A 22,895-nucleotide genomic window follows, 5' to 3' on the forward strand; every position below is an offset into this window, starting at 1 on the left:
ACGGCCAGCCGCTTTGTCGAGGCGATCCGCGCGGCCGGCCTGCTGCCGGGCGCGCGCAACCACGTACACTTGTCTGCCAGCCGTGAAACGGCCGTGGCCGTGGGCGCGCGCCACGGCAAGCCCGTCGTGCTGACGGTGGCTGCGGCCGCCATGCAGGCGCAGGGCCACGTGTTTTATGTGTCGGATAATGGCGTGTGGCTGACGCAGGCCGTGCCGCAGGCGTTCATCGGTTTTTCCTGAAGGCTGCTACGGTTGATGTACACGGGCGTAGTTGCAAGGCGCCTGTGTAGCGCTTTGTGAATAACACCAGGCAGGCGCGGTGTGCATCTTATAGTTCTTAGCTGAATGAAATATCGTCAGCTTGCCTTCCGTACAGATGTTTTTGACGCAAGGCCGCGATCTGTATCACAGCAGGAATCGTCACACGATATGCTGCACTTGCAATATCCACAGCTGTCCAAGCGCCGGTAATTGCCCACCCTATTGGCCCTGTTAGAACTGCAACACTCCGGGTCAAAGCGGCGTTTCCGGCAAAGCTGAGCCCGCGTCCAATCATTGCTTTCAGAATAGCATTAACAATGACCAGCGTCAGTTGGTAGGATTTGAATCCGCCTGCACGGAAAACGGCTTGAAACACGCCCAGCATGGATTCTGGTGTGAAAAGATGAATATTCTTCATGCCCACGGATTCTGCAAGCTTGCGCAACTCATCGGCCGGCATTTTGTCAAGTGCATCCTTTAAAACTTTCAGTAAAAGATTGTTTTCAATGACTTCGACAGAAGAGTCCTTGTTATAGTTGACTTTCATTTTGTCACATACGTCAATCAGTATCTCGCGATATTCGACTCCCTTGCCACCTCGGAACAAGGTCACGAAAGTATTTGCGCCAAAACACTGAATTTCAGCTGCGATCAGTTCCCAGTATTGATGATGATCTGGGTGATGTTTTTTAAACAATTCCGTGCCAGTCAGCTCTTCTGTTAGTCTAGCTGAGCCATCCTTGTCATGCGTCAGACACGAGACCAGATCGTTAAGGTCGACAGAATCAATTTTTTCGAGAAATTCCAGATCTGGATCATACCGATATGCCATAATTTTCCTTGTCAAAAAATGTCGATATGTGTAAAGCTATTCGTTGCGTAGGTAGACCAATAATCTGTAAACTGTCACCCGTTGCAACCCGGTATTTTACCTTGATAAATACTCTTGGGAGTATGCTTATCTCTACTTATTGATGCTGCCATTTTGTAGCGCTTACCTTGGGTAAGAAAATTACTGCTCAACGGACTTGAATTTATGAAAACCCCGAAAAGAAAGACATCATCCGGCAATCGATCAGATGCCATCGCGGAAGAGGTGCCATTGCAGGAGGATGCCGTACTCGTTATTGCAGACCAGTTCGATCATGCTCTTATCACTATTCAGTCCAGCGAGCAATTTTCCGTATTTGAGCAGGTTTTACGTGGTGGTATCTCAACGGGAGCGGCCACGGCTGCTCGCCTTGGCAGTATGCTTCAGGCATTGCCAGCGGTGCTTGCGGCGAAAGAAGTGAACGGCCGACAGTTAATGGAAGTTGTTGTGAATGGTGATCTGGTCCGCGCTTCTGATGGCAAAGGTTTCCGGGCTTTTACCATGGGTGGCAAAGGTGTAAGTGAGCATGCGCGACTGTTTACTACTGAAAAAATGCAGAACATGGTCAATGCCGGAGCCGTTTGGCAGATCGCATCTGTCGTGGTGGCGCAAAAACATCTTGCCGATATAAGCAAGAAGCTCGATAAGATTGGCGAAGGTGTCGAGCATCTCTCACGATTCTTGGACCAGGAGCGCACGTCACAGATACGGGGCACTTACCGTTATCTTGATCAGGCACGCCTTGCCTTGGAAGCAGGGGAAATTCCGGCAAGCGTAAGAACCGAACTTGAACGATGCGAAAGAGATCTACTTTCGATAAGCAATCATATGTACATGCAATTAATACAGGGCTTCGAAAAAGCGGTTCCGCACGCTGAAACAGTTGGAACAGAAGAACTGGCATTAAATATTTCCAAAAAAATCAGAGAGCAGGAAGATTTGCTACAACATCTGGCACTGTGCATCCGTACTCGCATCTGCGCTTGGCATGTTTTTTCCCTCTTTCCAGGAGAGCCAAAACTCAAGGAAGCCCGACATGCCGATCTTCAACAAGCGATTGAGGATTTCGGCGGATTGGCCCCCAGATTAAGCGCGTCGCTCAGCCTGGAAATTAAAAATATATCTTCGTTGTTTAATTCGCAAAATACACTCAAACGCAGGCGCGATGCCTTGAGCAAACAATTGGCCGATATGGTTTTGAAAATCAGACAGAGTCAGGCCGTTGTAAAAAATGCCGTTGATGAAAGTGCCGGACTTTTACTCAAGCACGATGAGCCGGTTCGTCTTCTTTTTCAGTATCAAGACGGTATTTTGGAGGGAGTAAGGCAATTGGATGTACAGGAAGCCAAGCTAGCTGGTGGCTCGTGATGATATAGCTGCACCGCCTGGCTTTCTTTTAAATCTCTAGTTTGCGTCCCGCCATCCATTGCACGATGGCGGGGTCGCGGTGGAAAAAGAAGCTGCTGGTACCCGTTTCCAGGGTGGCGATGGCGGCCATATCCGCCTCGTCCAGGTCAAAATGGTCAATCGCCAAATTTTCCGCCATGCGCTCGCGGCGCACGGTCTTTGCCAGCACGCCGATGGTGTGCCAGGAGTCGTGCATGTCGCCGAATGGCTGATGGATGAGGAACAGGTCCAGATAATCGAGCCGCAAGCGCCGCAGCGACTGCGCGATGGCGTCGCGCGTGCGCTCGTACCCCGTATCCTGCACCCACAGCTTGCTGGTGACGAACAGCTGTTCGCGCGCCACGCCGCCTTGCTGGATACCCTGGCCGATGGCCGCCTCGTTCATATAGGACGCCGCCGTGTCGATCAGGCAAGTAGCCCGCGGCGATGGCGTCGATCACGCTGCGCTCGCATTCGGCCGGATCGCGGATCTGGAAGACGCCGTAGCCGGCGACGGGCATGCTGATGTCGTTGTTCACGGTGACGTGGTGCATGACTAGCTCCTTCGGTAACTGACAGGAGCTACTCTAAGCCGCAATCGACTCTGTGATAAGCCGTTGAAATCGGCATGGTCTTATTAGCTGCGCTAATGAATCGGGCGCGCTCATGCGCTGATGAGCTTGATGTCGGCTATCCGTTCCACCAGCCACACGCACGCCACCAGGGCAATCGCCAGCGATCCCACGGTCAGCACCTGCCGGTACAGCCAGGTCTTGCGCAGCAGCCAGGCGACGGGTAAAAAGGCGGCGACGATGGCCAGCTGGCCGATTTCCACGCCGACGTTGAAGCCCAGCAGGCTGGCCAGCAGCGAGCCCTGCGGCAAGCCCAGGTCGCGCAGCACGCTGGCAAAGCCGAAACCGTGGATCAGGCCGAAGGCGAAGGCGGCCACGGGGCGCTTGCCCTGGAACAGGGGCAGCAGGTTGTTCAGCGCGGCCAGGATCACGGAGGCGGCGATGGCCGACTCCACCCAGCGCGAGGGCAGCGACACCACGGACAGGCTGGCCAGGCTCAGGGTGATGGAATGGGCGAGCGTGAACGCCGTGACGACTTTCAGCACGTCAAGGAAGGCCGCCTTCAGACCCTGCTGCTGTTCGCGCAAGCCGGGCAGCAGCACGGCCGGCAGCAGCAGCGACAGCAAAAACAGGATATGGTCGTAGCCGATCCAGATATGCCAGATGCCGTGTTTGACGTAGGCGCCGAACTGCGCCAGGCGGTCGGGCGCGGCCAGGGAGATGGTCTGGCGCGGGCTGTCCGGGTCGAAGATGGCCGTTTGCGTGGTGCCGTCGCTGTTAATCTTGAGCAACCCCTTGTGCTGCGGGTCGAGGTCGGCGAACAGGGTGTAGCCGATGTGTAAATTCGCCAGCGTGCCGCCCGGGCAAGTGGCCTGGAAGCGCAGCACGCTGTAGGCGCCGTCCGTGTGATGGTCGATCAGCTGTTCGACGGCTTGCAATGGGCAGGTGCCCTGGTCGCCGGCCACCTGCAGGCGCCGCAGCGCGTAGGCGGCAATGGCCGCGTGGCGCGCGCGGATTTCATCCCAGGTCAGCGCGCCGTCGCCATTGCCATCGAGGCCGATGGCGAAATCGAGGTCGCGCAGGGCGATATCCCATTGGCCTTCGATCCGCTGGCCGTGAATTGTCAAGCTCAGATAACTGTCGCTGGGTTTGTGGGCTTGCGCGGGGGCCAGCCAGGCGCACAGCAGCAGGATGAACAAACAGCGCTTTACAGCACACATCACAGTACCCCCGCTTTCCTGATAACACTGATTTTTTGCCCACCCTGCGGCCCCAGCTGCCTGACGAGCCGCTGCAGGGCCGCGTCTTCCACGCCATTCGCAGCGATCCAGGCCAGCACCGCTTGCGCGGCCCCGTCATTGCGGGCGGCCAGGGCCGCTTCGAGCACGATGCGCATGTCGGGCACTTCCTTCTGGATGGCCCAGTTCTGCTGCGCCAGTCGCAGGGCCGCCGGCGCATCCTGTTGCAAGAACAGGGCGAAACGCGCTTGTTCGCGCTGGTGCACGGTGTCGCCGCGCTGCATGGCGGCGGTAAAACGGGCCGACAGTTCCGCTTTGGCCGCCTGGAAGGCCGTCTGCCGGTCGGGCAGCGATTGCAGGGCCAGCGCGTAGCGCAGCAGCAGGGCGTCGATGCGCTGCAGGTCTTGCAATAACTTGACGACGTCCTGCGGGCGCTGCCGGTCGAGCAGGAAATCCGCGTAGGCGCCCAGCAGGTAGCTGTCGCGCGGCTGCCGCGCCAGCGCCGTCTTGTAGCGCGCTTCGGCCAGCGTGCTCTCGCCGCGCCGCGTGGCCATTTCCGCCAGCAGGGTGGCGGCCCAGCTTTCCAGCTCGGGCGCCGCGCCGGCACTCCTTTGCAACGTCAGGTCCAGCAAACGCTCGCTGGCGGCGGCACGGCCCGTGACGCTGGCGATATTCGCAATACAGGTGACGGTGACCAGCTGCGTGGTGAGCGCCGACAGCCGGGCGCAGGCCGCCGTGGCTTGCGGGTAATCGCCCTGTACGGTGAGCACGGTGGCGCGCGTCAGCCAGGCCTGGGCGTTGTGCGGCTGCTGCGCGATGACGGCATCGAGGTCTTGCAGGGCTGGACCGAACTGGTGGGTGCTTTGCAATATGGTGGCGCGCAGCAGGCGCACGGGCAGGGGCGGCGCCGCCTGCCGCCACCAGGGCGCCAAGGCCGCCTGTGCGTAGCCCAGGTAGCGCGGGTCCGTTTCGCTGCGCGCCAGGGCGATGTAGCGCTGCGCCAGGCCGGTTGCCAGCGCCAGGTCTTGCGGCGCGGCATTCAATTGCTGGCGCAGGCCGCGCAACTCGCTCTGCGTGGCGTCGGCGCGGCGCGGCAGCTGTTCGATGACGGCGCCGCCGTCTTTCGGCGTGTAGGGGGCGGCCAGGGCCAGCAGGGGCAGGCAGGCGCACAGCAGGGGGATCAGTGTTTTCATCATGGATGCCATCAACAGTTATTGATGTGGGCGCCGGAGAGCGGACTCCCCGGCGCCCGCAAGGGCCTTACAGCGGCACCGGTTCCGTGTCTTCCGGCGACGTCGCCATGATGGCGTCGATGGCGACGCCATCCTTGTCATCGCTGGTGGTCAGAATGACGTTGCTGACGGCCACATAAAACGCATCGAGCAAGACCACGGGGGGCGGCGTGGTGCCGCCGTTGCCGTTATCACCGTCGTGGCTGCTGCCGCCGCCACCGCAGCCGGCCAGCAGGGCCGCGAGCGCCAGGGCGCCGATCAGATAGAGCTTTTTCATCGCGTTCTCCTTGTTACTGCTGTGGCGAACCGGCCACGGGGGTTTTCAGGTAAGGGAAACCCGCCGTGAAGTAGGTTTCGTCGAGGAAAGCGCCATCCGTGAAGTGCAGGGCGCCGGCGGGCGCGTCGGCCGGGGCGCAGCCGATGTTCAAGGTGCACAGCTTGCCCATGGCCACGCGCAGCACCACGTCGACCACGTCGTCGCCGGGACGGCGGCCGTTCGGGAAGCCCGCGTTATCGCCATCGATCACCCCCAGGCGCTTTTGCGATCCCACGGCGGTGGGCGCGATGGAGGTATTCAGGCGCAGCATTTCAGAGGCGACGACCGTCGCTGGCTGGTTCACGCCCTTGATGCCCGTCAAGAAGGTGGCCACCAGGTCGTTGCGGGGGAAGTTGGTGGGCGCCTTGGCGCCTGCCGAGCCGAACAGTACTTCCACCAGCGCCGGCGCCGTCGGGTTGGTGACGTAGTCGGCAAACTGCGCGTCGCCGGACGGTTTGCTGGCGTTGAAGCGGTCCTTGTCCTTCAGGCCGATGACCAGTTCATTCACCAGCGGCATGCCAAGGCGCGACACTTGCACCCACGCGCCGCCTTCCTTCGACGCCGCGGTGCTGCCCGGTGCCGGGTTCAGCAGACGTCCCTGGCGCAGGCTGGCCGTGGTCCAGCCGCCGATGACGGGGTCGTTGCCGGCCGTCAGGCAGGCGGTCGGCACTTCCATTTCGATGGCCGTGACGTTTTTGCGTGCCAGGTCATCCCTGGCAGCCGATTCCGCATTCGCGGCAAACTCCGTGGCGGGCGCCTTGATGTTGATCAAGTCGAAGGTTTCGCCCAGGTTCACCACGAACGGGTCCTTGCGCTGGCCGACGAACATGCGCGCCGGCGTGGCGCAGCCGGGGATGTTGACCGTGTAGACGTGCTGCGCGGCATACGCGGCGTAGTTTGGGATGGACTTGGTGCCGATGTAGTCGACGGGCTTGTCGAAGGTCGTGCCGCCGCCCGTGGCGTTGGTCACGGCGCTGCGCGTGCCCGTGCGGCGGTCGCCACGCACCACCGTCACGCTGTAGGTTTCGCGCACGTTCAGGCCCGGCGGGTTGACGGAATCGATGGCGCCGCCATTGATGACGAGCGGAATCGACACTTTCTTGCCGCCCACGGTGAACTGGCCATCCTTGATGGTGTTGGTAAAGCGGAACTGGAAGGTGAGGTCTTCCTTGCCGTCGCCATTATTGTCGATGTGGATTTCGTACAAGGCGTTCGGGTCCATGGAGAAGTAGTTGGGCCCGCCGTAGGCGTCTTGCAGGGGAATATAGTCGGCCACCAGCGTGGTGTAGGCGCCGCGGCCCGCCTCATAGCTGCGGAACATATAAAAGTCGGTGCCGTCGACTTTGGGGTTTTGCGTGATGAACGGCGCTTCGCGGTGGCTGGAAGCGTAGGCCGCTGGCGCGATGGCCAGGGTGAAGAACAGGTTACCCAGGAGGGCGGCGCCCAGGGTGGTTTTTGACAGTGATAAAGACATTTCGATTCTCCCGATTTTGTTGGCGTTGACAGGCAAGTCCAAGGGAACAGCAGGCTGCCTGACTTATACGCACGACGGGAGAAAACGGATTCAGGTCTTTGACCAGGGCGGACCGGGTTTTACCAGGCCAGCACCTTTGGCCCGATGGCCGCGCCGATGGCGGTCGGCACCAGCATGCCCAGCACGTACCAGAAACCGACGAAGCTGGCCGCCAGCTCCGGGCAATGCAGGCAATACACGAGGGCCGCCATGGCGCCGGCGGCAAAACCGGCGGCGGCACCCGCCAGGCGCAGGCGCGTGGGCGCCAGCTGGCGCATCAGGCGCAGCACGGCGGCCAGGATGGGCAGCGAGAGCATGGCGATCAGCAAGGGGCAGCTGCGCCAGGTGGCGCCCCAGAACAGTTCGGCGCGCTGCTCGGGTGGCGCTTCCTGCACGATGATGGCGCCCAGGGTCCACATCAGCAGCAGGGGCAGGGCAAGCAGCAGGGGCAGGGCGCGCGTGCTGGCGCCCGGCAGGCACAGGCGGCGGCTGAGATGCCAGGCCGCCAGGCACAGGCACACGACAAAGCCCACCTTGATCCAGAAATCGGGCAGCAGGGCCAGCTGGTCCAGCTTGGGCCGCACGCCCAGCAGCATGGCCATCAAGGCCACGCTGGCCAGCAGGCCGGCGCCCAAGGTGCCAGCGGCGCGCCAGCGGGTGCCGGGCGGCGGCGCGGCGGCCACGTCGGGGCCGCTGGCCAGCATGGCGATCAGATCGTCGGTTTTCATGTTGCGCTTATCCTCAAGTTTGCAGCCAGTGCCTTCAAGCCGCGATGCACGGCCACTTTGACGCTGGCTTCCGAAATGGCCATGGCCGCGGCCGTGTCGCGCACGGACCAGCCGTCGAGCTTGGTATGCACGATGGCGTCGCGCTGCTGCGCCGGCAAGGTGGCCAGCAGCTTGCCCAGGTCGCGGCTGGCCTCGGCCGCCTCGGCATCGGCGCTGGAAAACAATTGCTGCGTGTCATCATCTTCGTCATACGGCAAGTGCTGCGCCTCGCGCCGCCCGTGCCGGCGCAGCCAGTCGATCATCTTGTAGCGCGCGATCGCATGGATCCACGACGTCAGCGGCACGCCCGTGTCATACGTCAATCGCTGGTTGTGGATGGCTAATAAACATTCCTGCACCAGGTCCTCCACTTCATCCGGCCAGCGCTGCAGGCGGCGCCGGAAAAACGCGCGCAAATGGCTGCTGCTTGCCTGCAAGAAACTGCGATACGCCGCCGCATCGCCATCGAGCCCGCGCAGCATCAAGCCATGCAGCCGCAATTCCGTGCCGTGCAACTGCTCGCTTACAGGTATTCGTTGCATGCAGGCCTTTGGTGACAGGCGTTGAAAAAAATAAATATCGAATTATTTGCTGGCGGCTGTAACCAATCCCCATGGTGCGGCGAATTGACAGGCAAGCACGTTTCTTAATTTAATATACCGGTGAAAGACCATGGACATCAAGCACCGCTTTGCAACACTGCTTTTACCCATGCTGAGCACGGCTGTGGCCGCCCCTGCCATGGCGCAGCTGGCGGCCGGCCAGCGCTGCGCCGTGCAGAGCGGTCCGCAGACGGCGGCGCTGGTGGAACTGTACAGCAGCGAAGGCTGCTCCAGCTGCCCGCCCGCCGACCAGCGCCTGAACGCCTTGCGCAAGGAGGCGGGGGCGGCCAGCCTGGTCGTGCCGCTGGCCCTGCACGTCACCTACTGGGACCAGATCGGCTGGGCGGACCCGCTGGCGCAACCGCAATTCGACGCGCGCCAGGCCGAACTGCTGCGCCACCAGCCGCGCCACGTGGCCTATACGCCGCAGTTTTTCGTGGGTGGCACGGAGTTGCGCGGCTGGGATACGCAGCTGCCGGCCGCCATCCGCCGCATCAACGCGACCACCGCGCCCGTCGCCATCGGCCTGTCCGCCACGCCGGCGCCGGGCGGAAAATTAGTGATTGAAGCCGATGCCAGCGCGCCGGACGCGCGCACCGGCGGCCAGCTGTATGTGGCCATCAGCGAAAGCGCCATCGTCTCGACCGTGCTGCGCGGCGAAAACCGGGGCGCCACCCTGCAGCACGACGCGGCCGTGCGTCTGTGGCTGGGGCCGGTTGCGCTGGCGCAAGGCCACGCGCGGCTGCGCCGCGAAGTGCACTTGCCCGCCAGTTGGCGCCCGGAAAACCTGCAAGTCGTCGCCTTCGTGCAGCGGGCCGACAGCAGCGCCATCTTGCAAGCCGTCAGCACGGCATCGTGCGCGAAGGGGGTGATGTGATGAACGGGCAAATGAGCGTGATCCACCCCGCCTGGCTGCGTCTGACGCACTGGCTCAACGCCGTGGCCGTGGTGGTGCTGGCCGCCAGCGGCTGGCGCATCTACAACGCGGCGCCATTCTTCCCCTTCGAGTTGCCGCGCGCGCTGACCCTGGGCGGCTGGCTGGGCGGTGCCCTGCAATGGCATTTCGCCGCCATGTGGCTGCTGGTGACGAATGGCTTGCTGTATCTGGTGATTAACATCGTCTCGGGACGGCTGCGGCGCCAGTTCTTTCCCCTGTCGCCGCGAGCGCTGCTGGCCGATTTCATCGCCGCGCTGAAAGGCAAGCTGGCCCATGCGGACCCGCGCCGCTACAACATGGTGCAGCGCGCCGCCTACCTGTTCGTCATGCTGGACTGCATCGTGCTGGTGCTGTCCGGTCTGGTGCTGTGGAAATCCGTGCAGTTTCCCATCTTGCGCGAACTGCTGGGCGGCTACGAGAGCGCGCGCAGGGTCCACTTCATCGCCATGGCGCTGCTGACGGGTTTTGTCGGCGTGCACCTGCTGATGGTGGCGCTGGTGCCGCGCACCCTGGTCGCCATGCTGCGGGGACGTTAAAGGAGACCATCATGAAAAAAACCATCCTCGTGCAAGCGCAGGGCCAGGCCATGCTGGCCGACGCCTTGCGCCAGATCAAACAGCCGTCGCGCCGGATGTTCCTGCAGCGCAGCCTGACCCTGGGCGGCCTGTCCTTGCTGACGGGCTGCAACGCCAGCGATCCGTCCAGCATCGAGACGGCGCTGACGGCCGTGTCGCGCTTCAACGACCGGGTGCAGGGCTGGCTGTTCGACCCGAACAAACTGGCGCCGACTTATCCCGACTCCATGATCAGGCGGCCGTTTCCCTTCAACGCCTATTACGGCGAGGATGAAGTGGAACAGGTCGACGGCGACGCCTGGCGCCTGGAACTGAGCGGCTTGATCGCCGACAAGAAGCCGTGGACCCTGCCGCAGCTGCGCGCCCTGCCGCAAGAAACGCAGGTGACGCGCCACATCTGCGTGGAAGGCTGGAGCGCCATCGGCAAGTGGGGCGGCGTGCCGTTTTCCCACTTCCTGAAGCGGGTTGGCGCCGACACGACAGCCAGATACGTGGGCTTCCAGTGCGCCGACGATTATTTCACGAGCATCGACATGGCCACGGCCCTGCATCCGCAAACCATCATGGCCTTGACCTACGACGGCCAGGAATTGCCACCGAAATATGGCTACCCGATGAAACTGCGCATGCCGACCAAGCTCGGTTACAAGAACCCCAAGCACATCCAGGCCATTTTTGTCACGAACACGTATCCGGGAGGGTATTGGGAGAATCAGGGCTACAACTGGTTCGGCGGTTCTTGAACACTTTTAGCAGCACCAGTAGCAAAACCAAGCAGCAGTATTTTGCAGTGCCGGGCACTTGCCCATTTAACCCAGAGACAAGGACATATCATGAAAACCACGATCACCACCTTCGCCGCCATCCTCGCTTCCGCCATCCTCATGTCGGGCGCCGCTTTCGCTCAGGATGCCATGAAGAAAGACGCCATGGCCAAGGACGCCTCGGCCGACGCCATGCACAAGGATGCGATGGACAAGGACGGCATGCACAAGCCGATGGCCAAGAAGCACATGAAGAAGGATCACATGGCCAAGGATGGCATGGCAAAAGACGCCATGGCGAAAGACGGCATGAAGAAGGATGAAATGAAGAAGGACGAGATGAAAAAGGATGCGATGGGCAAGTAAGGCCGGAGCAGATCGGGGCGTGGCGACTGCCGGTCACCACGCTGCCGGATCGATCACGCCGATGGCCATCAATGCGGGCTTGCAAAATAGATATCCCTGCATCAGGTCGATGCCCATCCCCTTCAGGCAATCGCGTTCGGCGACCGTTTCGATGCCCTCGGCCAGGACTTTAATGTTGAGTTCCTTGCAAATGGCGATGATGCCCTTGACGATCGCTTGCCTGGGGGCGCTGGCCTCGATGCCGCGTACCAGTTCCATGTCGATCTTGATGATGTGCGGCTGATATTCCGCCAGCAGGGTCAGTCCCGCGTAGCCGGCGCCGAAATCGTCGATGGCCGTCTGGAAGCCAAAGCGCCGGTACTCATGAAAAATGTTGACGAGGTGGGGCCGGTCGCGCACTTCTTCGCCCTCGGTCACCTCGAAGATAATGCGGCGGATGGGGAAGTTGTGCTCGCGCGCCGCCGCTAAAGTAGCCTGGATGCACGCTTCGGGGCGGTACACGGCATTCGGCAGAAAATTGATGGACAGATATTCCTCGATGCCCAGCCGGGCCGCGCCCTCGATGGCGCGCACGCGGCAGGCCTGGTCGAACACATAGCGGTTTTCGTCATTGACCTGCGACAAGACCGAGTAAGCCGACTCGCCATTGGGACCACGCACCAGTGCTTCATGGCCAAAGATCGAGCGCGTGGACAGGTCGACGATCGGTTGATAGGCAAAAGTGAAATCGAAGCCGAGTGGTCCGGCGTCCCGGCACTGGCTGCAGCCTGCCTTTTTCCCTGATGGGCCTGAGGTATCGGTGGAGGAGGTCATGCTTGCGCCGCTTCTGATGAAAAGTCTGCTCAGTTATACCACGGTATGGCGTCGGCGCAGCGTAAGTTGTGGCGCAACAACACAGAGGGAGGACCAAGTCAGGACTGGCAAGAAGCGGGCGGGGCGGCAAAGATGCTAATTTGCAATTTGTAGTAAGCTGATCGCCTCCTGATTTCCTGCATGCACAGTCATGACCGAACCGTCCGCCGCCGCGCTGTCCACCGAAGCAAACCCCTCCGACAAATCGATCCGCCGCCGCTCGCTGTTCGCCGCCTGCAGCGCGCATGCCGTGCATGACGGCTTGACGGACGTCATCTATGTGCTGCTGCCCATCTGGCAGGCGCAGTTTGCCATCAGTTACGCCATGGTGGGCCTGCTGCGCGGATCCTACTCGGGCATGATGGCCGGATTCCAGCTGTTGGCCAGCCGCATGGCCAGGCGCTGGGGACGCGAACGCATGCTGGTGGGCGGCACGGCGCTGGCCGGCATCGCTTACCTGATCGCGGGGCAGGCGGGCGGCCTGGCCGTGCTGCTGGTCGCCTTGCTGCTGGGCGGCCTGGGCGCCAGCACGCAGCATCCGTTGGCCTCGTCCATCGTCACCGACACGCACGAGGCGGGCGGCGGCGTGAAGGAGGCGCTGTCGCAATACAATTTCGCCGGCGATATCGGCAAGACCCTGATTCCTGCACTGATGGGTTTGCTGCTGCTCGTGTGCAGCTGGCAAACCGGCGTTTCCCTGCTGGGGCTGCTGGGCCTGGCGGCAGCCGGTTTGCTGTGGTGGCTGCTGCCCAAGCCCGGCGAACCGCAGGCCGGGGCGAAAAAGGCGGGCAAGACCATCACTGGCAGCGGCTCGAAAGGGGGCTTCCGCGCGCTGCTGGCCACGGGTACCCTGGACAGCGCCGTGCGCATGGGTTTTCTCACCTTTTTGCCATTTTTGCTGAAAAGCAAGGGAGCGGGCACGGCCGGCATCGGCGTGGCCTTGTCCCTGCTGTTCGTGGGCGGCGCCTTCGGCAAGCTGCTGTGCGGTTACCTGGGCGCGCGCATCGGCATGATGAAGACCGTGTGGCTGACGGAATCGATGACTTCCGTGCTGATCGTCGCCGCCCTGTGGCTGCCGCTGGCCGGCGTCATGGCCATGCTGCCCTTGCTGGGGCTGGCGCTGAACGGTACTTCGTCCGTGCTGTACGGCGTCGTGCCGGAACTGGCGGAGCCGGGCAAGCGCGAGCACGCGTTCGCCCTGTTCTACACGGGCACCATCGGCGGCGGGGCGCTGGCGCCCGTGCTGTTCGGTGCGCTGGGCGACCATACCAGCGTGCACACAGCCTTGCTGGTGCTGGCGGCCGTATTGCTGCTGACCTTGCCGTTGGCGTGGAAGGTGCAGCGGGGCCTGGCGCATGGCGGCGCCGCATGACAGGATACCTCGCATGAGTCTGCCATTGCCGCGCGATAAACACGATACGCAGAACGCGCAAGCCCTGACCGCCTTGCCATGGGAGGAAATCCGTCCCGCCATGCCGCAGATCCTCGAGTGGGTGCAGGATGCGAACTGGCCCGTGGCCGCCATCCTCCTGCCTTTTCTGGCCAGCATCGGCCCACGCCTGGCTCCGTATCTCAAGACGGTGCTGGCCAGTGACGATGAGCAATGGAAATATGTTGTTCTGCTGGGCATCGTGAGCCATTCCCCCAGGCTGGCTAGCGCCGTGGACGGCGAATTGACCCGCTTCGCCCTGGCGCCAACGGCTGGCGAGCTGGAAGAAGGCGTGGCCGAGGTGGCCCTGGAAATTTTGGCGCGCAGCGCTGCCGGTGCGGCGTGACTTGCCCGCCAGCACTCCCATCGTCTACACTCGCCGCATGAAAAATTTTGCAAAGCGGCGCGACCGCTACGACTTGTTCCGCGCGTTTGACAATCCCCTCGTCAACATCAATTTCCAGCTCGACGTGCCGGACTTCCGGCCGTACTGCAAGGCGCGGCAGATTCCCGTGTTTCACTTCTTTCTGTTTTGCCTGCTCAATACGGTCAGGGAGATCGACAACTTCATGTATCGCATCTGCCAGGGCGAAGTGATCAGGATCGACGATTTTCCCGCGTCCTACACCGTCATCAACGGCGACGAGAACCTCAATTACACGCGTTTCACGATGACGGACCAGCTTGACCTGTTCATCGCACGCAGCCTGGAAGCGAAACGCCTCGCCGAAGCCAGTTCCGCGCTGATCAACACGGGCGAGGGAGAGAGCGAGCGCGAGCAGCGCAACAATATCTTCATCACCTGCCTGCCATGGCTGGAGCTGGCGGCCATCGAGCACCCGATTTACCGCCACCGCGACGCCGACATCCCGACCTTTACTTGGGGCAAGTTCGGCTCCGCGCAGCCGGACGGCCGCATGCGGGTACCGTTTTCCGCGCAGGCGCATCACGGCTTTGTCGATGGCTACCATGTGCAGAAACTGGCGCAGGCGCTGGCGCGGCGCATTGCCACGATGATTTCCTAGTTTAAATAGTCGCTGGGCGCCCGGCCCAGCACGCGGCGGAAGGAGGCCGTGAAGGCGCTGGGGCTGGCATAACCGAGGTCGAGCGCGACGCGGGTGACGGCTTGCCCCTGGGCCAGCCGCGTGATGGCGGCCAGCAAACATGCTTGCTGGCGCCATTGGGCAAAGGCCAGGCCCGTCTGGGCGCGGAACTGCCGCGTAAAGGTGCGCCGGCTCATGCCCGCCTGCGCCGCCATCGCATCGAGGCTGTTGTCCAGGCTGGGATGTTCGAGCAATTCCATGCACAGCCGCGCCAGCCTGGTGTCCTGCGGCAGGGGCGCGTTCAGGGGCAGGGGCGCCATGGCGGCGATTTCATCGAGCAGCAAGGCCATCAATCGCCCGGCGCGCGACTGTTCCGCATACAGGGCCTCCACGGTCACGGCCTCGGCCAGCACCTGGCGCAGCAGCGGCGTGGCATCGAGCACCTGGCAATCGGGTGGCAAGCCCATCCTGGCGATGGCGTCCGGGGCGATAAACACGTTGTGCATGCTCACGGCGCCATGCATGCGCATGCCGTGGGATAGCTGGGCCGGGACCCAGCAAGCGCGTTGCGGCGGCACCAGCCAGTTGCCTTGCGGCGTATGCACGCTGATGACACCGCGCGCCGCATAGGCGAATTGCCCGCGCGCATGGCTGTGGCTGGGGAACATTGTGCCGGGGGCATGGTCGCGCGCCGTGGCGATCAGTTCGCGTGGCACTTCCGTATAAAAATCATCCATGGCCCGTACTCTACAGTATTTGACCTGGCGTCGAAAGCGGGCCGCTTGCTGGGCGCCTACCATGCACTCTTTTTCAGGAGAGTATATGCACAATAGCTATCATCGCGTGGGCCATGGCCCCCATGCCGTCATCGTCCTGCACGGCTGGTTTGGCGACGCGCACGCATTTGCACCGATGGAAACGGCCCTCGATGGCGGCGCTTTCAGCTATGTTTTCATGGACAATCGCGGTTATGGCGGCATGCGCGGCGCGGCGGGCGCGTATTCGATGGAAGAGGTCGCCCGCGACGCGCTGGCGCTGGCCGATGCGCTCGGTTTCGCCACCTTCAGCGTGGTCGGTCACTCGATGGGCGGCATGGCGCTGGAACGGCTGGCCTTGCTGGCCCCCCTGCGTTTGCGCAAACTGGTGGCCGTGGCGCCCGTGCCAAGCTGCGGCGTGGCGTTCGATGGAGCGGCGCGGCAACTGTTTCTCGATGCCAGCGGCGATGTGCAGGCGCGGCGCGCCATCATAGCCCGCAGCACGGGCGGGCGCTTGTCCGCTACCTGGCTGGACTGGAAGGCGCGGTATTCGTGGGAAAGTGCGGATCAGGCCGCGTTCGCCGCCTATTTTCTCGCGTGGAGCGGGACGGATTTCAGCGGCGAAGTGATCGGCGCGGCGTCGAAGCTGCCCTTGCTGGCGCTGGTGGGCGAGCACGACCCCCGTTTTAATGCGGACTTGATGCGCCGCACCTATCTGGCGTGGTACCCGCAAGCCCGGCTGGAGGTGCTGGGCAATGCGGGACACTATCCGATGAATGAAGCGCCGCTGGCCCTGGCGGCCAGCATCGAGGCGTTTCTATCGGCGCAGTGACCTTACGCCGTCTTGGCGCGCAGGCGCAGCAGGCTCAGGCCCAGCAGCACGAAGGCGCCGCCCGAAATGCGGTTGAACAGCTTGGCGCGGCCTGGCGTGGCCAGCTGGGTTTTCAGCAGGCGCGCCAGGTTGGCGTAGAACAAGTGGGCCAGCATGGCGCAGGCGACAAACGAGGTCGTCAGCACGGTGAACTGGATGGCCACCGGTTCACCCGGCGTGATGAATTGCGGGAACAGGGCCGAGAAGAACAGGATGGCCTTGGGATTGGTCAGCGCGACCGTCAAGCCCTGGCGGAAGAGTTTCCAGAACGAATTTGGATTCGCCGCGCCAAGCGCCACGGGCGCATCGGCCACGATGCTGGTCTTGCTGCGCCATTGCTTGATGCCCAGGTACACCAGGTACAGGGCGCCAGCCAGTTTCAGCAGCATGAAGGCCGTGGCCGAGGTGGCCAGCACGACGCCCATGCCGGCCATGGCCACGCCGGAAATGATGAACAGGCCAAAACCATTGCCCATGCTGCTGATCATCGCGCGGCGCGGGCCGACGGCGATGGCATTCGAGATGGCCAGCAGGACGGCCGGACCGGGAGAAAACGTGACGAGCAGGGCGACGCTGCAGAAAAGCAGCCAGTTCGAGAGGTGCATGGGTGTTCCTGAGTGGGGCCGAAGCCGGATTGAGAGTCAAAACACGCTTATTGTACGAAGTTTTCGACTTCCGCGTCAGCGGCCCCGGCCTGAATCAGGTTCGGCTTCAGGCAAACAGGCTGGCGACCACGTGGTTGATGGCCGCGCCACCGGCGATCAGCCAGCAGAACAGCAGACCGGCCAGCAGCAGGGGCTTGATGCCGGCGCGGCGGATGGCCGACATATGCGTCGTCAAGCCCAGGGCCGCCATTGCCATGGCCAGCAGTGCCGTGTCGAACTCGGTGATGGTGGCTACCGTGGCCGCTGGCAACAGGCCCAGCGAATTGAAGGCGACCACGCCGATAAAAATGAAGGCGAACCAGGGAATGGCCAGCTTGGCCGCCTTGTCGTGGCCACCGGCCTTGGCCGTGCCGCGCGCCAGCACCGCCGACAGGATGACGAGGAATGGTGCCAGCATCATCACGCGCACCATCTTGGCGATCACGGCCGCGTTCGCCGCTTCCTGCCCGATCGACTTGCCTGCCGCCACCACTTGCGCCACTTCGTGCACGGTCGAGCCGATGTACACGCCAAACGCCGTGGGCGTGGCGCCCAGCAACTGCCAGCCTTGATTCAACTGGTACAGCAGCGGATACAAAAAGATGGCGATGGTGCCAAACACGACGACGGTGGAGACGGCCACGGTAACGTCTTCGCTGCGTCCCTTGACGACGGGCTCGGTCGCCATCACGGCCGCCGCCCCGCAAATCGAGCTGCCCGCGCCGATCAGAATGGCGCTGTTGCGTTCCAGCTTGAACACCTTGGTGCCGAGGAACATGGCCAGGCCAAACGTGGAGGTCAGCACCAGCGCGTCGATGGCGATGCCGGCCAGGCCCACTTGCCCGATATCCTGGAACGTCAGACGGAAGCCGTAGAGGATGATGCCGAGTCGTAATAATGTCTGCTTGGAAAAGGCCACGCCCGCGCCGCAGGCGGGCGCCAGGCGGCCATACACGCTGTTGCCCAGCACAATGCCCAGCATGATGGCCAGGGTCAGCGCGCTCATGCCGTGGCTTTGCAGCCATTCCAGCTTGCCCAGCGCGATGGCGCTCCAGGCGATTGCGCCGCTCAGCATCAGGCCCGGCAGGAGGCGGCCATAGCGGTCGCTGAAACTTGTTGTAGTTGTGGTGGATAAGGAAGACATGCCGTACTCCATGTTTTTATGCGTATGGCATGACTGTACAGTTAGGCGATTAAATGGTAAAACGGATTGTTTTTGTATGTTTAACCTGAATAATAGGTAAATGAGATGGCTTTGACCTTGCGGCAACTGCAGATTTTCCTCGCTGTGGCGGACACGGGCAGCACCAGCGCGGCCGGCGAACAGATTGCACTGTCGCAATCGGCCACCAGCGCGGCCCTGAATGAACTGGAAACCTTGCTGGGTGCACAACTGTTCGACCGCGTGGGCAAGCGATTGCTGCTCAATGACAATGGCCGCCTGCTGTTGCCGCAGGCGCGGCAGATGCGCGACGGGGCCGCCAGCATCGAGCGCCAGTTCGCGGGCGCCGACCCGTCCGTGCCCGTCAGCCTGCAGATCGGTGCCAGCACGACGATAGGTATCTATCTGCTGCCGCAGATCCTGGCCCAGGCGGCGCAGCAGTACGGGCGCAGCATTCCGCAGGTGACGATTGCCAACACGGCCGACATCGCCGCCGCCGTGGCCGCCTTCCAGGTCGATATCGGCCTGATCGAAGGGCCGTGCCACGAGGCGGGCTTGCTGGTGGAACCGTGGCTGACGGACCAGATGCTGATCGTGGCCGCGCCCACGCACCCGCTGGCGCAGCTGCGCCATCTGCTCAGCTTTGCGGAACTGAACCAGGTGGGCTGGTTGCTGCGCGAAGCGGGCTCGGGCACGCGTGAAGCCGTGGAGCAGGCGCTGGTGCCGTATCTGCACTATCTGCGCCCCGCAGGCGAATTCAGCAACTCGGAAGCCATCAAGTATGGCGCGGCGGCGGGGCTGGGCATCGCCTGCCTGTCGCGGGTGGTGGTGGCCGATCTGCTGGCCAGCGGGCAACTGGTGGAACTGGACACCATGCTGCCGCCCCTGGAGCGCAATTTTTACCTGATCCGCCAATCGAAGAAAATCCTTTCGCCCCGCTTGACGGGATTTTTGGAACTGTGCCGTCACGCCTCGCGCATGGCTTGATGTTTTTCCATATATGGGATAAATTCTCTTATATGGAAAATTTGATACTCACCGAGAACGATACGGAACAGCGGCTGGCCGCGCGATTAAAACAGTTGCGCGTGGAGCGGGGCTGGTCGCTGGATCAGTTGGCGAACCTGAGCCAGGTCAGCCGCGCCACCCTGTCGCGCCTGGAAAATGGCGAAGTCAGCCCCACGACAGCCGTGCTGGGCAAGCTGTGCGCCGCGTATGGCCTGGCCATGTCGCGCCTGCTGCGCATGGTCGAGGACGATTTTCCGCCCTTGCTGCGGCGGGCTCAGCAAAGCGTGTGGACGGACCCGGACACCGGCTTTGTCCGCCGCTCCGTCTCGCCCCCTTCACGCGCCTTGGCCGGCGAAGCGCTCGAATGCGAACTGGGCGCGGGTGTGACGATCGCCTACGCGGCCTCGCCCCGGCCCGGCATGGAACACCATCTGTTGCTGCAGGACGGCAAGCTGAACGTGACGGTCGACGGCCGCTCGCACGATTTATTGCCGGGCGACTGCCTGCGCTACCAGTTGCATGGCGCCAGCGCGTTTGCGACGCCGCCGGACAGCGGCGCCCGCTATTTTCTCTTTCTCGTCTGAGGTCATCATGCCCGCATCGCTGCGCCATTTTTCGTCCGCTGATATTCGTGAACGCCTGCCGGAACTGGGCGCCTTGTTGCAAGACTGCGTGCACGACGGCGCCAGCATCGGTTTCATCTTGCCGTTCGACGTGGCGGCCAGCCAGGCGTTCTGGACGGAGAATGTCTTGCCGGCCGTGACGCATGGCGTGCGCCTGCTGCTGGTGGCCGAAGTGGAAGGCAAGGTAGCGGGCGCCGTGCAGCTGGACTGGGATACCAATCCCAACCAGGCGCACCGGGCCGAAGTGCGCAAGCTGCTGGTCGCGCCCGCTTACCGCCGCCTCGGCCTCGCGCGCCAGCTGATGCAGGCGCTGGAAGAACAGGCGCGCCGCTTGCCGCGCAGCCTGCTGACCCTGGACACGCGCAGCGGCGACCATGCCGAACCGCTGTATTTGTCGCTCGGTTACGCGGTGGCGGGCAGCATCCCCGCCTATGCGCTGGCGCCGGCCGGCGACCGGCTGGACGCCACCACCCTCATGTACAAGCAGTTATAGCGGGAAACTCAGGCGGGGAACTCAGGCTTTCAGGCGCGCTCTAACAGCAGGGGCGCGTGAGCGTGACAGGGCAGGTGTGCCCTTGTCATGCGTCGTGTCTTGCGTCGCGACAAGGCTGATGGCCGGCGCCGCGTGCCTGGACGCTGTCTCGTTGCCCAAGGTGAAGATGCCCACCGTGCCCGATAGCTGCTGGGCGCGCTGTTGCATGCTGGCCGCCGCCGTCGACGCCTGTTCCACCAGCGCGGCGTTTTGTTGTGTCACATGCTCCATCTGCACGATGGCGGCATTGACTTGCTCGATGCCGGACAATTGTTCGCCGCTGGCCATGCTGATTTCACCCATGATGTCTGTCACGCGGTGCACGCTGGCCACGATTTCGCGCATGGTGGCGCCCGCCGTATCGACCAGGCGCGCGCCCGCATCGACCCGCTCGACGGAGTCGCCGATCAGTTGCTTGATTTCCCGCGCCGCGCCGGCCGAACGCTGGGCCAGGGTGCGCACTTCGGCGGCCACGACGGCAAAGCCACGTCCCTGTTCGCCTGCGCGCGCCGCTTCCACGGCAGCATTCAGGGCCAGGATGTTCGTCTGGAAGGCGATGGCGTCGATCACGCCGATGATGTCGACGATCTTTTTCGACGAAGCATTGATCGAGCTCATGGTATCGACCACTTCTGCCACCACCTTGCCCCCTTTGCCGGCCACGTCGGCGGCCGATTGCGCCAGCTGGTTGGCTTGCCGCGCATTGTCCGCATTTTGCTTGACGGTGCCAGTCAGCTCTTCCATCGAGGCGGCCGTCTGCTCCAGCGAACTGGCTTGCGCCTGCGTGCGCTGCGACAAGTCCAGGTTGCCAGCGGCAATCTCGCCTGACGCGCCCGCGATGTCCTGCGTGCCGCCGCGCACGTCGCCCACGATATGGATCAAACTGGCATTCATGTCTTTCAGCGCCTGCAGCAACTGGCCCACCTCATCGCCGGATTCGACGCGGATATTGCCGCTCAGGTCGCCGCCAGCCACCTTGCGCGCCACCTTGACGGCGTGCCGCAGGGGCCGCACGATACCGCTGCTGATGAACCAGGCCGTGACCAGGCTCAACACACCGCCGATCAGGCCCAGCGCGATGATCAGCACGCTCGTATTGTGCGCGCGCGCCATGGCGGCCTCGGCCGCCGCGCGCATCTGCGCCGATTGCGTGGCGATTTGCTGGTCGATGTCGCGCAGGGCGGGCTGTTCCTGCGTACTGTTGCGCGTGGCCTGCAATTGCTCAATGCGCGCATAGCGCTGGTTCACGCTGCTGTCGATTTCCCCGCTTACCGTGGCCAGCTGCCACGTGCTGATGCCGACGACCACGGCCAGCAACAGCGATGCCAGCAAAAAACCCGTTGTCAGGCGTACACCGATGCGTGTGTTTGAAATATTCATGTCCCCTCAGCTGTTGTCTCATGGTGGCCGCACCCCATGCGGGCGGCACGGCGTGGCGCTGTTGCCCCTGATGTTGCTGGGGTGAAATGAGTGTAGCAGTGCAATACTAAGTAATCTATAAATATTTCCATATTGGAATTTGTCACTGCTTGTTTAGCAACAACGGGCAACCATTGTCGAAATTGTTGCCAGATAAAATCACCCGTCTTATTACAGAGTCTTCCTACTCCCATACCCGGCATCGTCCGACTGGCGCGTGCCGGTGCCGCGCCTACACTGTTCCTTGCACAGACCCGGCGGCGGGTCATTTTTATTATCCAAGGGAGGTTGAGATGGCGAATATCCAGGCAGGATCGGACGGGGCGGCAAACGAGGAAATGACGGCAAAGCGCCTGAACGTGGTCGACTGGATCTCCATGATCCTGCTGATCGTGGGCGGCTTGAACTGGGCGCTGGTGGGCTTGTTCGACATCGACATCGTGGCCCGCATCCTCGGCGCCATGACGACGGCGTCGCGCGGCGTGTACGTGCTGGTAGGGCTGGCGGCGGTGTATTCCATTTACCTGTGCGTGCGCAAGCTGCCAGCCAAGTCCTAGGGGAAGCCCCTGGCGCGTCAGCGCCAGACTTGCCCATCGCTGGCAGTTGTCAGGGTTTTGATGGGGCGGTGCCTGCTTGCATGTACGCGCATGTACGCGCATGTGGGGGCGGGCGGGCCTGTGCGTGGTCGCCTTGCCGGACGGCGCAAGCATCGGTGCATGCGTTGGTAATGCATGCTTTGCTGCCTGTGCTAATGCAGGTGCTTACTGCGTGCGCAGATAAGCCAGCAGATCGGCCACTTGCTGGGCATTGCCGATGCCCCAGAAGCGCATGTTATTGCCGGGAATGAAATCGCTGGGCGCCTTGAGGAAACCGGCCAGGTTTTGCTCGGTCCAGACGATGTTCGCGTTTTTCATGGCCGCCGAATACTTGTAGTCGGTGGTGGCACCGGCTTTGCGGCCAATCACGCCCGTCAGCTTGGGGCCGAAGCCGCCGCGCGCCGATGGCCCCACCTGATGGCAAGAGGCGCACTTGCGAAACGCGGCCTTGCCCGCTTCGGCATTGCCCATGAGGGGGGCGGGAACGGCGGCTGCGTGCGTGATGGCAGCGTGCGTCAGCAGCAAACCTGCGGAGGCAAGAGGCAAGAGAAAGCGAAAGGT

28 protein-coding genes are annotated in these 22,895 nt (G+C 62.7%); 14 read left to right on the forward strand and 14 right to left on the reverse strand.

Features of this window, described 5'->3' with window-relative positions; all coding sequences use genetic code 11:
* Positions 1–240 (forward strand): RNA 2'-phosphotransferase (locus K0F86_RS27455; RefSeq protein ID WP_257572080.1); only part of this gene is annotated, 240 nt, incomplete at its 5' end.
* 97 nt (positions 241–337) lie between these two features.
* Here K0F86_RS27455 and K0F86_RS10145 read toward each other — a convergent pair.
* Positions 338–1,093, reverse strand: coding sequence for a DUF3944 domain-containing protein (locus K0F86_RS10145; RefSeq protein WP_219134280.1), 756 nt, complete (start codon positions 1,091–1,093; stop codon positions 338–340).
* Between the two features lie 204 nt (positions 1,094–1,297).
* Here K0F86_RS10145 and K0F86_RS10150 point away from each other — a divergent pair, with 204 nt between their 5' ends.
* A complete protein-coding gene (locus K0F86_RS10150) occupies positions 1,298–2,500 on the forward strand; it encodes a hypothetical protein (RefSeq protein WP_219134281.1) in 1,203 nt (400 codons plus the stop codon).
* 28 nt (positions 2,501–2,528) lie between these two features.
* Here K0F86_RS10150 and K0F86_RS10155 read toward each other — a convergent pair whose 3' ends face one another.
* The 7 genes from K0F86_RS10155 to K0F86_RS10185 form a co-directional block, all read right to left on the reverse strand.
* Complete coding sequence (locus K0F86_RS10155) at positions 2,529–2,924, reverse strand: aldo/keto reductase (protein ID WP_374197274.1); 396 nt, start codon at positions 2,922–2,924, stop codon at positions 2,529–2,531.
* Between the two features lie 258 nt (positions 2,925–3,182).
* Positions 3,183–4,310, reverse strand: coding sequence for a HupE/UreJ family protein (locus tag K0F86_RS10160; RefSeq protein WP_219134497.1), 1,128 nt, complete (start codon positions 4,308–4,310; stop codon positions 3,183–3,185).
* Positions 4,310–5,524: a hypothetical protein gene (locus tag K0F86_RS10165; protein WP_219134282.1), complete on the reverse strand. Its 1,215-nt coding sequence runs from the start codon at positions 5,522–5,524 to the stop codon at positions 4,310–4,312. Before K0F86_RS10165 ends, K0F86_RS10160 begins: the two co-directional genes overlap by 1 nt.
* A 64-nt stretch (positions 5,525–5,588) precedes the next feature.
* Positions 5,589–5,837: a hypothetical protein gene (locus K0F86_RS10170; protein ID WP_219134283.1), complete on the reverse strand. Its 249-nt coding sequence runs from the start codon at positions 5,835–5,837 to the stop codon at positions 5,589–5,591.
* A 13-nt stretch (positions 5,838–5,850) separates the two neighbouring features.
* Positions 5,851–7,350, reverse strand: coding sequence for a DUF4331 domain-containing protein (locus K0F86_RS10175; RefSeq protein WP_219134284.1), 1,500 nt, complete (start codon positions 7,348–7,350; stop codon positions 5,851–5,853).
* 119 nt (positions 7,351–7,469) lie between these two features.
* The gene (locus K0F86_RS10180; RefSeq protein WP_219134285.1) at positions 7,470–8,117 is read right to left on the reverse strand and encodes an NrsF family protein; all 648 of its coding nucleotides are present in this window, start codon (positions 8,115–8,117) and stop codon (positions 7,470–7,472) included.
* A complete protein-coding gene (locus K0F86_RS10185; protein WP_219134286.1) occupies positions 8,114–8,698 on the reverse strand; it encodes a sigma-70 family RNA polymerase sigma factor in 585 nt (194 codons plus the stop codon). The genes K0F86_RS10180 and K0F86_RS10185 overlap by 4 nt, the downstream gene beginning before the upstream one ends.
* Positions 8,699–8,828: 130 nt before the next feature.
* Between K0F86_RS10185 and K0F86_RS10190 the strand changes: the two genes are divergently transcribed.
* The 4 genes from K0F86_RS10190 to K0F86_RS10205 all read left to right on the forward strand — a co-directional run bounded on the left by K0F86_RS10190 (position 8,829) and on the right by K0F86_RS10205 (position 11,400).
* Positions 8,829–9,635: a DUF1223 domain-containing protein gene (locus K0F86_RS10190; RefSeq protein WP_257572081.1), complete on the forward strand. Its 807-nt coding sequence runs from the start codon at positions 8,829–8,831 to the stop codon at positions 9,633–9,635.
* A gap of 11 nt (positions 9,636–9,646) precedes the next feature.
* Positions 9,647–10,231, forward strand: a complete 585-nt coding sequence (locus K0F86_RS10195) for a cytochrome b/b6 domain-containing protein (protein WP_257572082.1) — start codon at positions 9,647–9,649, stop codon at positions 10,229–10,231.
* Positions 10,232–10,281: 50 nt separating this feature from the next.
* Entirely contained in the window at positions 10,282–11,013 is a 732-nt protein-coding gene (locus K0F86_RS10200) for a molybdopterin-dependent oxidoreductase (RefSeq protein WP_374197278.1), read from the forward strand.
* A 90-nt stretch (positions 11,014–11,103) separates the two neighbouring features.
* Entirely contained in the window at positions 11,104–11,400 is a 297-nt protein-coding gene (locus K0F86_RS10205) for a pentapeptide MXKDX repeat protein (protein WP_219134289.1), read from the forward strand.
* Between the two features lie 33 nt (positions 11,401–11,433).
* On the opposite strand, the gene K0F86_RS10210 is transcribed toward K0F86_RS10205, so the two are convergent.
* The gene (locus K0F86_RS10210; RefSeq protein WP_219134290.1) at positions 11,434–12,213 is read right to left on the reverse strand and encodes an EAL domain-containing protein; all 780 of its coding nucleotides are present in this window, start codon (positions 12,211–12,213) and stop codon (positions 11,434–11,436) included.
* A 190-nt stretch (positions 12,214–12,403) separates the two neighbouring features.
* Here K0F86_RS10210 and K0F86_RS10215 point away from each other — a divergent pair, with 190 nt between their 5' ends.
* The 3 genes from K0F86_RS10215 to K0F86_RS10225 are packed head-to-tail and all read left to right on the forward strand — an operon-like array spanning position 12,404 to position 14,706.
* Positions 12,404–13,624, forward strand: a complete 1,221-nt coding sequence (locus K0F86_RS10215) for an MFS transporter (RefSeq protein ID WP_219134291.1) — start codon at positions 12,404–12,406, stop codon at positions 13,622–13,624.
* Positions 13,625–13,637: 13 nt separating this feature from the next.
* Positions 13,638–14,027, forward strand: a complete 390-nt coding sequence (locus K0F86_RS10220) for a DUF5071 domain-containing protein (protein WP_219134292.1) — start codon at positions 13,638–13,640, stop codon at positions 14,025–14,027.
* A 37-nt stretch (positions 14,028–14,064) separates the two neighbouring features.
* On the forward strand, positions 14,065–14,706 hold the full coding sequence (locus K0F86_RS10225) for a CatA-like O-acetyltransferase (RefSeq protein WP_219134293.1): 642 nt from the start codon (positions 14,065–14,067) through the stop codon (positions 14,704–14,706).
* Here the strand turns inward: K0F86_RS10225 and K0F86_RS10230 are convergent.
* On the reverse strand, positions 14,703–15,461 hold the full coding sequence (locus K0F86_RS10230) for a helix-turn-helix domain-containing protein (RefSeq protein WP_219134294.1): 759 nt from the start codon (positions 15,459–15,461) through the stop codon (positions 14,703–14,705). The genes K0F86_RS10225 and K0F86_RS10230 overlap by 4 nt on opposite strands.
* Before the next feature lie 85 nt (positions 15,462–15,546).
* Here K0F86_RS10230 and K0F86_RS10235 point away from each other — a divergent pair, with 85 nt between their 5' ends.
* Complete coding sequence (locus K0F86_RS10235; RefSeq protein WP_219134295.1) at positions 15,547–16,311, forward strand: alpha/beta fold hydrolase; 765 nt, start codon at positions 15,547–15,549, stop codon at positions 16,309–16,311.
* Positions 16,312–16,313: 2 nt separating this feature from the next.
* Here the strand turns inward: K0F86_RS10235 and K0F86_RS10240 are convergent, their stop codons facing one another.
* A complete protein-coding gene (locus tag K0F86_RS10240; RefSeq protein ID WP_096235620.1) occupies positions 16,314–16,955 on the reverse strand; it encodes a LysE family translocator in 642 nt (213 codons plus the stop codon).
* Positions 16,956–17,061: 106 nt separating this feature from the next.
* Positions 17,062–18,138 carry a YeiH family protein gene (locus K0F86_RS10245; protein ID WP_257572083.1) on the reverse strand — a complete coding sequence of 359 codons (1,077 nt, stop codon included), beginning with the start codon at positions 18,136–18,138 and terminating at the stop codon, positions 17,062–17,064.
* Between the two features lie 105 nt (positions 18,139–18,243).
* On the opposite strand from K0F86_RS10245, the gene K0F86_RS10250 reads away from it, so the two are divergent.
* Genes K0F86_RS10250 through K0F86_RS10260 form a run of 3 tightly spaced genes read left to right on the forward strand, consistent with a single transcriptional unit; the run spans position 18,244 to position 20,280 of the window.
* Entirely contained in the window at positions 18,244–19,143 is a 900-nt protein-coding gene (locus K0F86_RS10250) for a LysR family transcriptional regulator (RefSeq protein WP_219134297.1), read from the forward strand.
* Positions 19,144–19,175: 32 nt separating this feature from the next.
* Positions 19,176–19,748: a helix-turn-helix domain-containing protein gene (locus tag K0F86_RS10255; protein ID WP_219134298.1), complete on the forward strand. Its 573-nt coding sequence runs from the start codon at positions 19,176–19,178 to the stop codon at positions 19,746–19,748.
* A gap of 7 nt (positions 19,749–19,755) precedes the next feature.
* Positions 19,756–20,280, forward strand: coding sequence for a GNAT family N-acetyltransferase (locus tag K0F86_RS10260; protein ID WP_219134299.1), 525 nt, complete (start codon positions 19,756–19,758; stop codon positions 20,278–20,280).
* A 21-nt stretch (positions 20,281–20,301) separates the two neighbouring features.
* Here K0F86_RS10260 and K0F86_RS10265 read toward each other — a convergent pair whose 3' ends face one another.
* Complete coding sequence (locus K0F86_RS10265; RefSeq protein ID WP_219134300.1) at positions 20,302–21,699, reverse strand: methyl-accepting chemotaxis protein; 1,398 nt, start codon at positions 21,697–21,699, stop codon at positions 20,302–20,304.
* Between the two features lie 332 nt (positions 21,700–22,031).
* Between K0F86_RS10265 and K0F86_RS10270 the strand changes: the two genes are divergently transcribed.
* Entirely contained in the window at positions 22,032–22,295 is a 264-nt protein-coding gene (locus tag K0F86_RS10270; RefSeq protein WP_197678713.1) for a DUF378 domain-containing protein, read from the forward strand.
* A gap of 204 nt (positions 22,296–22,499) precedes the next feature.
* On the opposite strand, the gene K0F86_RS10275 is transcribed toward K0F86_RS10270, so the two are convergent.
* Complete coding sequence (locus K0F86_RS10275) at positions 22,500–22,805, reverse strand: cytochrome c family protein (RefSeq protein WP_257572105.1); 306 nt, start codon at positions 22,803–22,805, stop codon at positions 22,500–22,502.
* Between the last annotated feature and the right edge of the window lie 90 nt (positions 22,806–22,895).

This window comes from Janthinobacterium sp. UMAB-60, assembly GCF_900095235.1.
Classification (GTDB): Bacteria; Pseudomonadota; Gammaproteobacteria; order Burkholderiales; family Burkholderiaceae_D; genus Janthinobacterium.

Coding starts and splice junctions, on each gene's coding strand:
- K0F86_RS10145 (WP_219134280.1), bottom strand. CDS start 1,093: ATGGCATATCGGTATGATCCAGATCTGGAATTTCTCGAAAAAATTGAT.
- K0F86_RS10150 (WP_219134281.1), top strand. CDS start 1,298: ATGAAAACCCCGAAAAGAAAGACATCATCCGGCAATCGATCAGATGCC.
- K0F86_RS10155 (WP_374197274.1), bottom strand. CDS start 2,924: ATGAACGAGGCGGCCATCGGCCAGGGTATCCAGCAAGGCGGCGTGGCG.
- K0F86_RS10160 (WP_219134497.1), bottom strand. CDS start 4,310: ATGTGTGCTGTAAAGCGCTGTTTGTTCATCCTGCTGCTGTGCGCCTGG.
- K0F86_RS10165 (WP_219134282.1), bottom strand. CDS start 5,524: ATGATGAAAACACTGATCCCCCTGCTGTGCGCCTGCCTGCCCCTGCTG.
- K0F86_RS10170 (WP_219134283.1), bottom strand. CDS start 5,837: ATGAAAAAGCTCTATCTGATCGGCGCCCTGGCGCTCGCGGCCCTGCTG.
- K0F86_RS10175 (WP_219134284.1), bottom strand. CDS start 7,350: ATGTCTTTATCACTGTCAAAAACCACCCTGGGCGCCGCCCTCCTGGGT.
- K0F86_RS10180 (WP_219134285.1), bottom strand. CDS start 8,117: ATGAAAACCGACGATCTGATCGCCATGCTGGCCAGCGGCCCCGACGTG.
- K0F86_RS10185 (WP_219134286.1), bottom strand. CDS start 8,698: ATGCAACGAATACCTGTAAGCGAGCAGTTGCACGGCACGGAATTGCGG.
- K0F86_RS10190 (WP_257572081.1), top strand. CDS start 8,829: ATGGACATCAAGCACCGCTTTGCAACACTGCTTTTACCCATGCTGAGC.
- K0F86_RS10195 (WP_257572082.1), top strand. CDS start 9,647: ATGAGCGTGATCCACCCCGCCTGGCTGCGTCTGACGCACTGGCTCAAC.
- K0F86_RS10200 (WP_374197278.1), top strand. CDS start 10,282: ATGCTGGCCGACGCCTTGCGCCAGATCAAACAGCCGTCGCGCCGGATG.
- K0F86_RS10205 (WP_219134289.1), top strand. CDS start 11,104: ATGAAAACCACGATCACCACCTTCGCCGCCATCCTCGCTTCCGCCATC.
- K0F86_RS10210 (WP_219134290.1), bottom strand. CDS start 12,213: ATGACCTCCTCCACCGATACCTCAGGCCCATCAGGGAAAAAGGCAGGC.
- K0F86_RS10215 (WP_219134291.1), top strand. CDS start 12,404: ATGACCGAACCGTCCGCCGCCGCGCTGTCCACCGAAGCAAACCCCTCC.
- K0F86_RS10220 (WP_219134292.1), top strand. CDS start 13,638: ATGAGTCTGCCATTGCCGCGCGATAAACACGATACGCAGAACGCGCAA.
- K0F86_RS10225 (WP_219134293.1), top strand. CDS start 14,065: ATGAAAAATTTTGCAAAGCGGCGCGACCGCTACGACTTGTTCCGCGCG.
- K0F86_RS10230 (WP_219134294.1), bottom strand. CDS start 15,461: ATGGATGATTTTTATACGGAAGTGCCACGCGAACTGATCGCCACGGCG.
- K0F86_RS10235 (WP_219134295.1), top strand. CDS start 15,547: ATGCACAATAGCTATCATCGCGTGGGCCATGGCCCCCATGCCGTCATC.
- K0F86_RS10240 (WP_096235620.1), bottom strand. CDS start 16,955: ATGCACCTCTCGAACTGGCTGCTTTTCTGCAGCGTCGCCCTGCTCGTC.
- K0F86_RS10245 (WP_257572083.1), bottom strand. CDS start 18,138: ATGTCTTCCTTATCCACCACAACTACAACAAGTTTCAGCGACCGCTAT.
- K0F86_RS10250 (WP_219134297.1), top strand. CDS start 18,244: ATGGCTTTGACCTTGCGGCAACTGCAGATTTTCCTCGCTGTGGCGGAC.
- K0F86_RS10255 (WP_219134298.1), top strand. CDS start 19,176: ATGGAAAATTTGATACTCACCGAGAACGATACGGAACAGCGGCTGGCC.
- K0F86_RS10260 (WP_219134299.1), top strand. CDS start 19,756: ATGCCCGCATCGCTGCGCCATTTTTCGTCCGCTGATATTCGTGAACGC.
- K0F86_RS10265 (WP_219134300.1), bottom strand. CDS start 21,699: ATGAATATTTCAAACACACGCATCGGTGTACGCCTGACAACGGGTTTT.
- K0F86_RS10270 (WP_197678713.1), top strand. CDS start 22,032: ATGGCGAATATCCAGGCAGGATCGGACGGGGCGGCAAACGAGGAAATG.
- K0F86_RS10275 (WP_257572105.1), bottom strand. CDS start 22,805: ATGGGCAATGCCGAAGCGGGCAAGGCCGCGTTTCGCAAGTGCGCCTCT.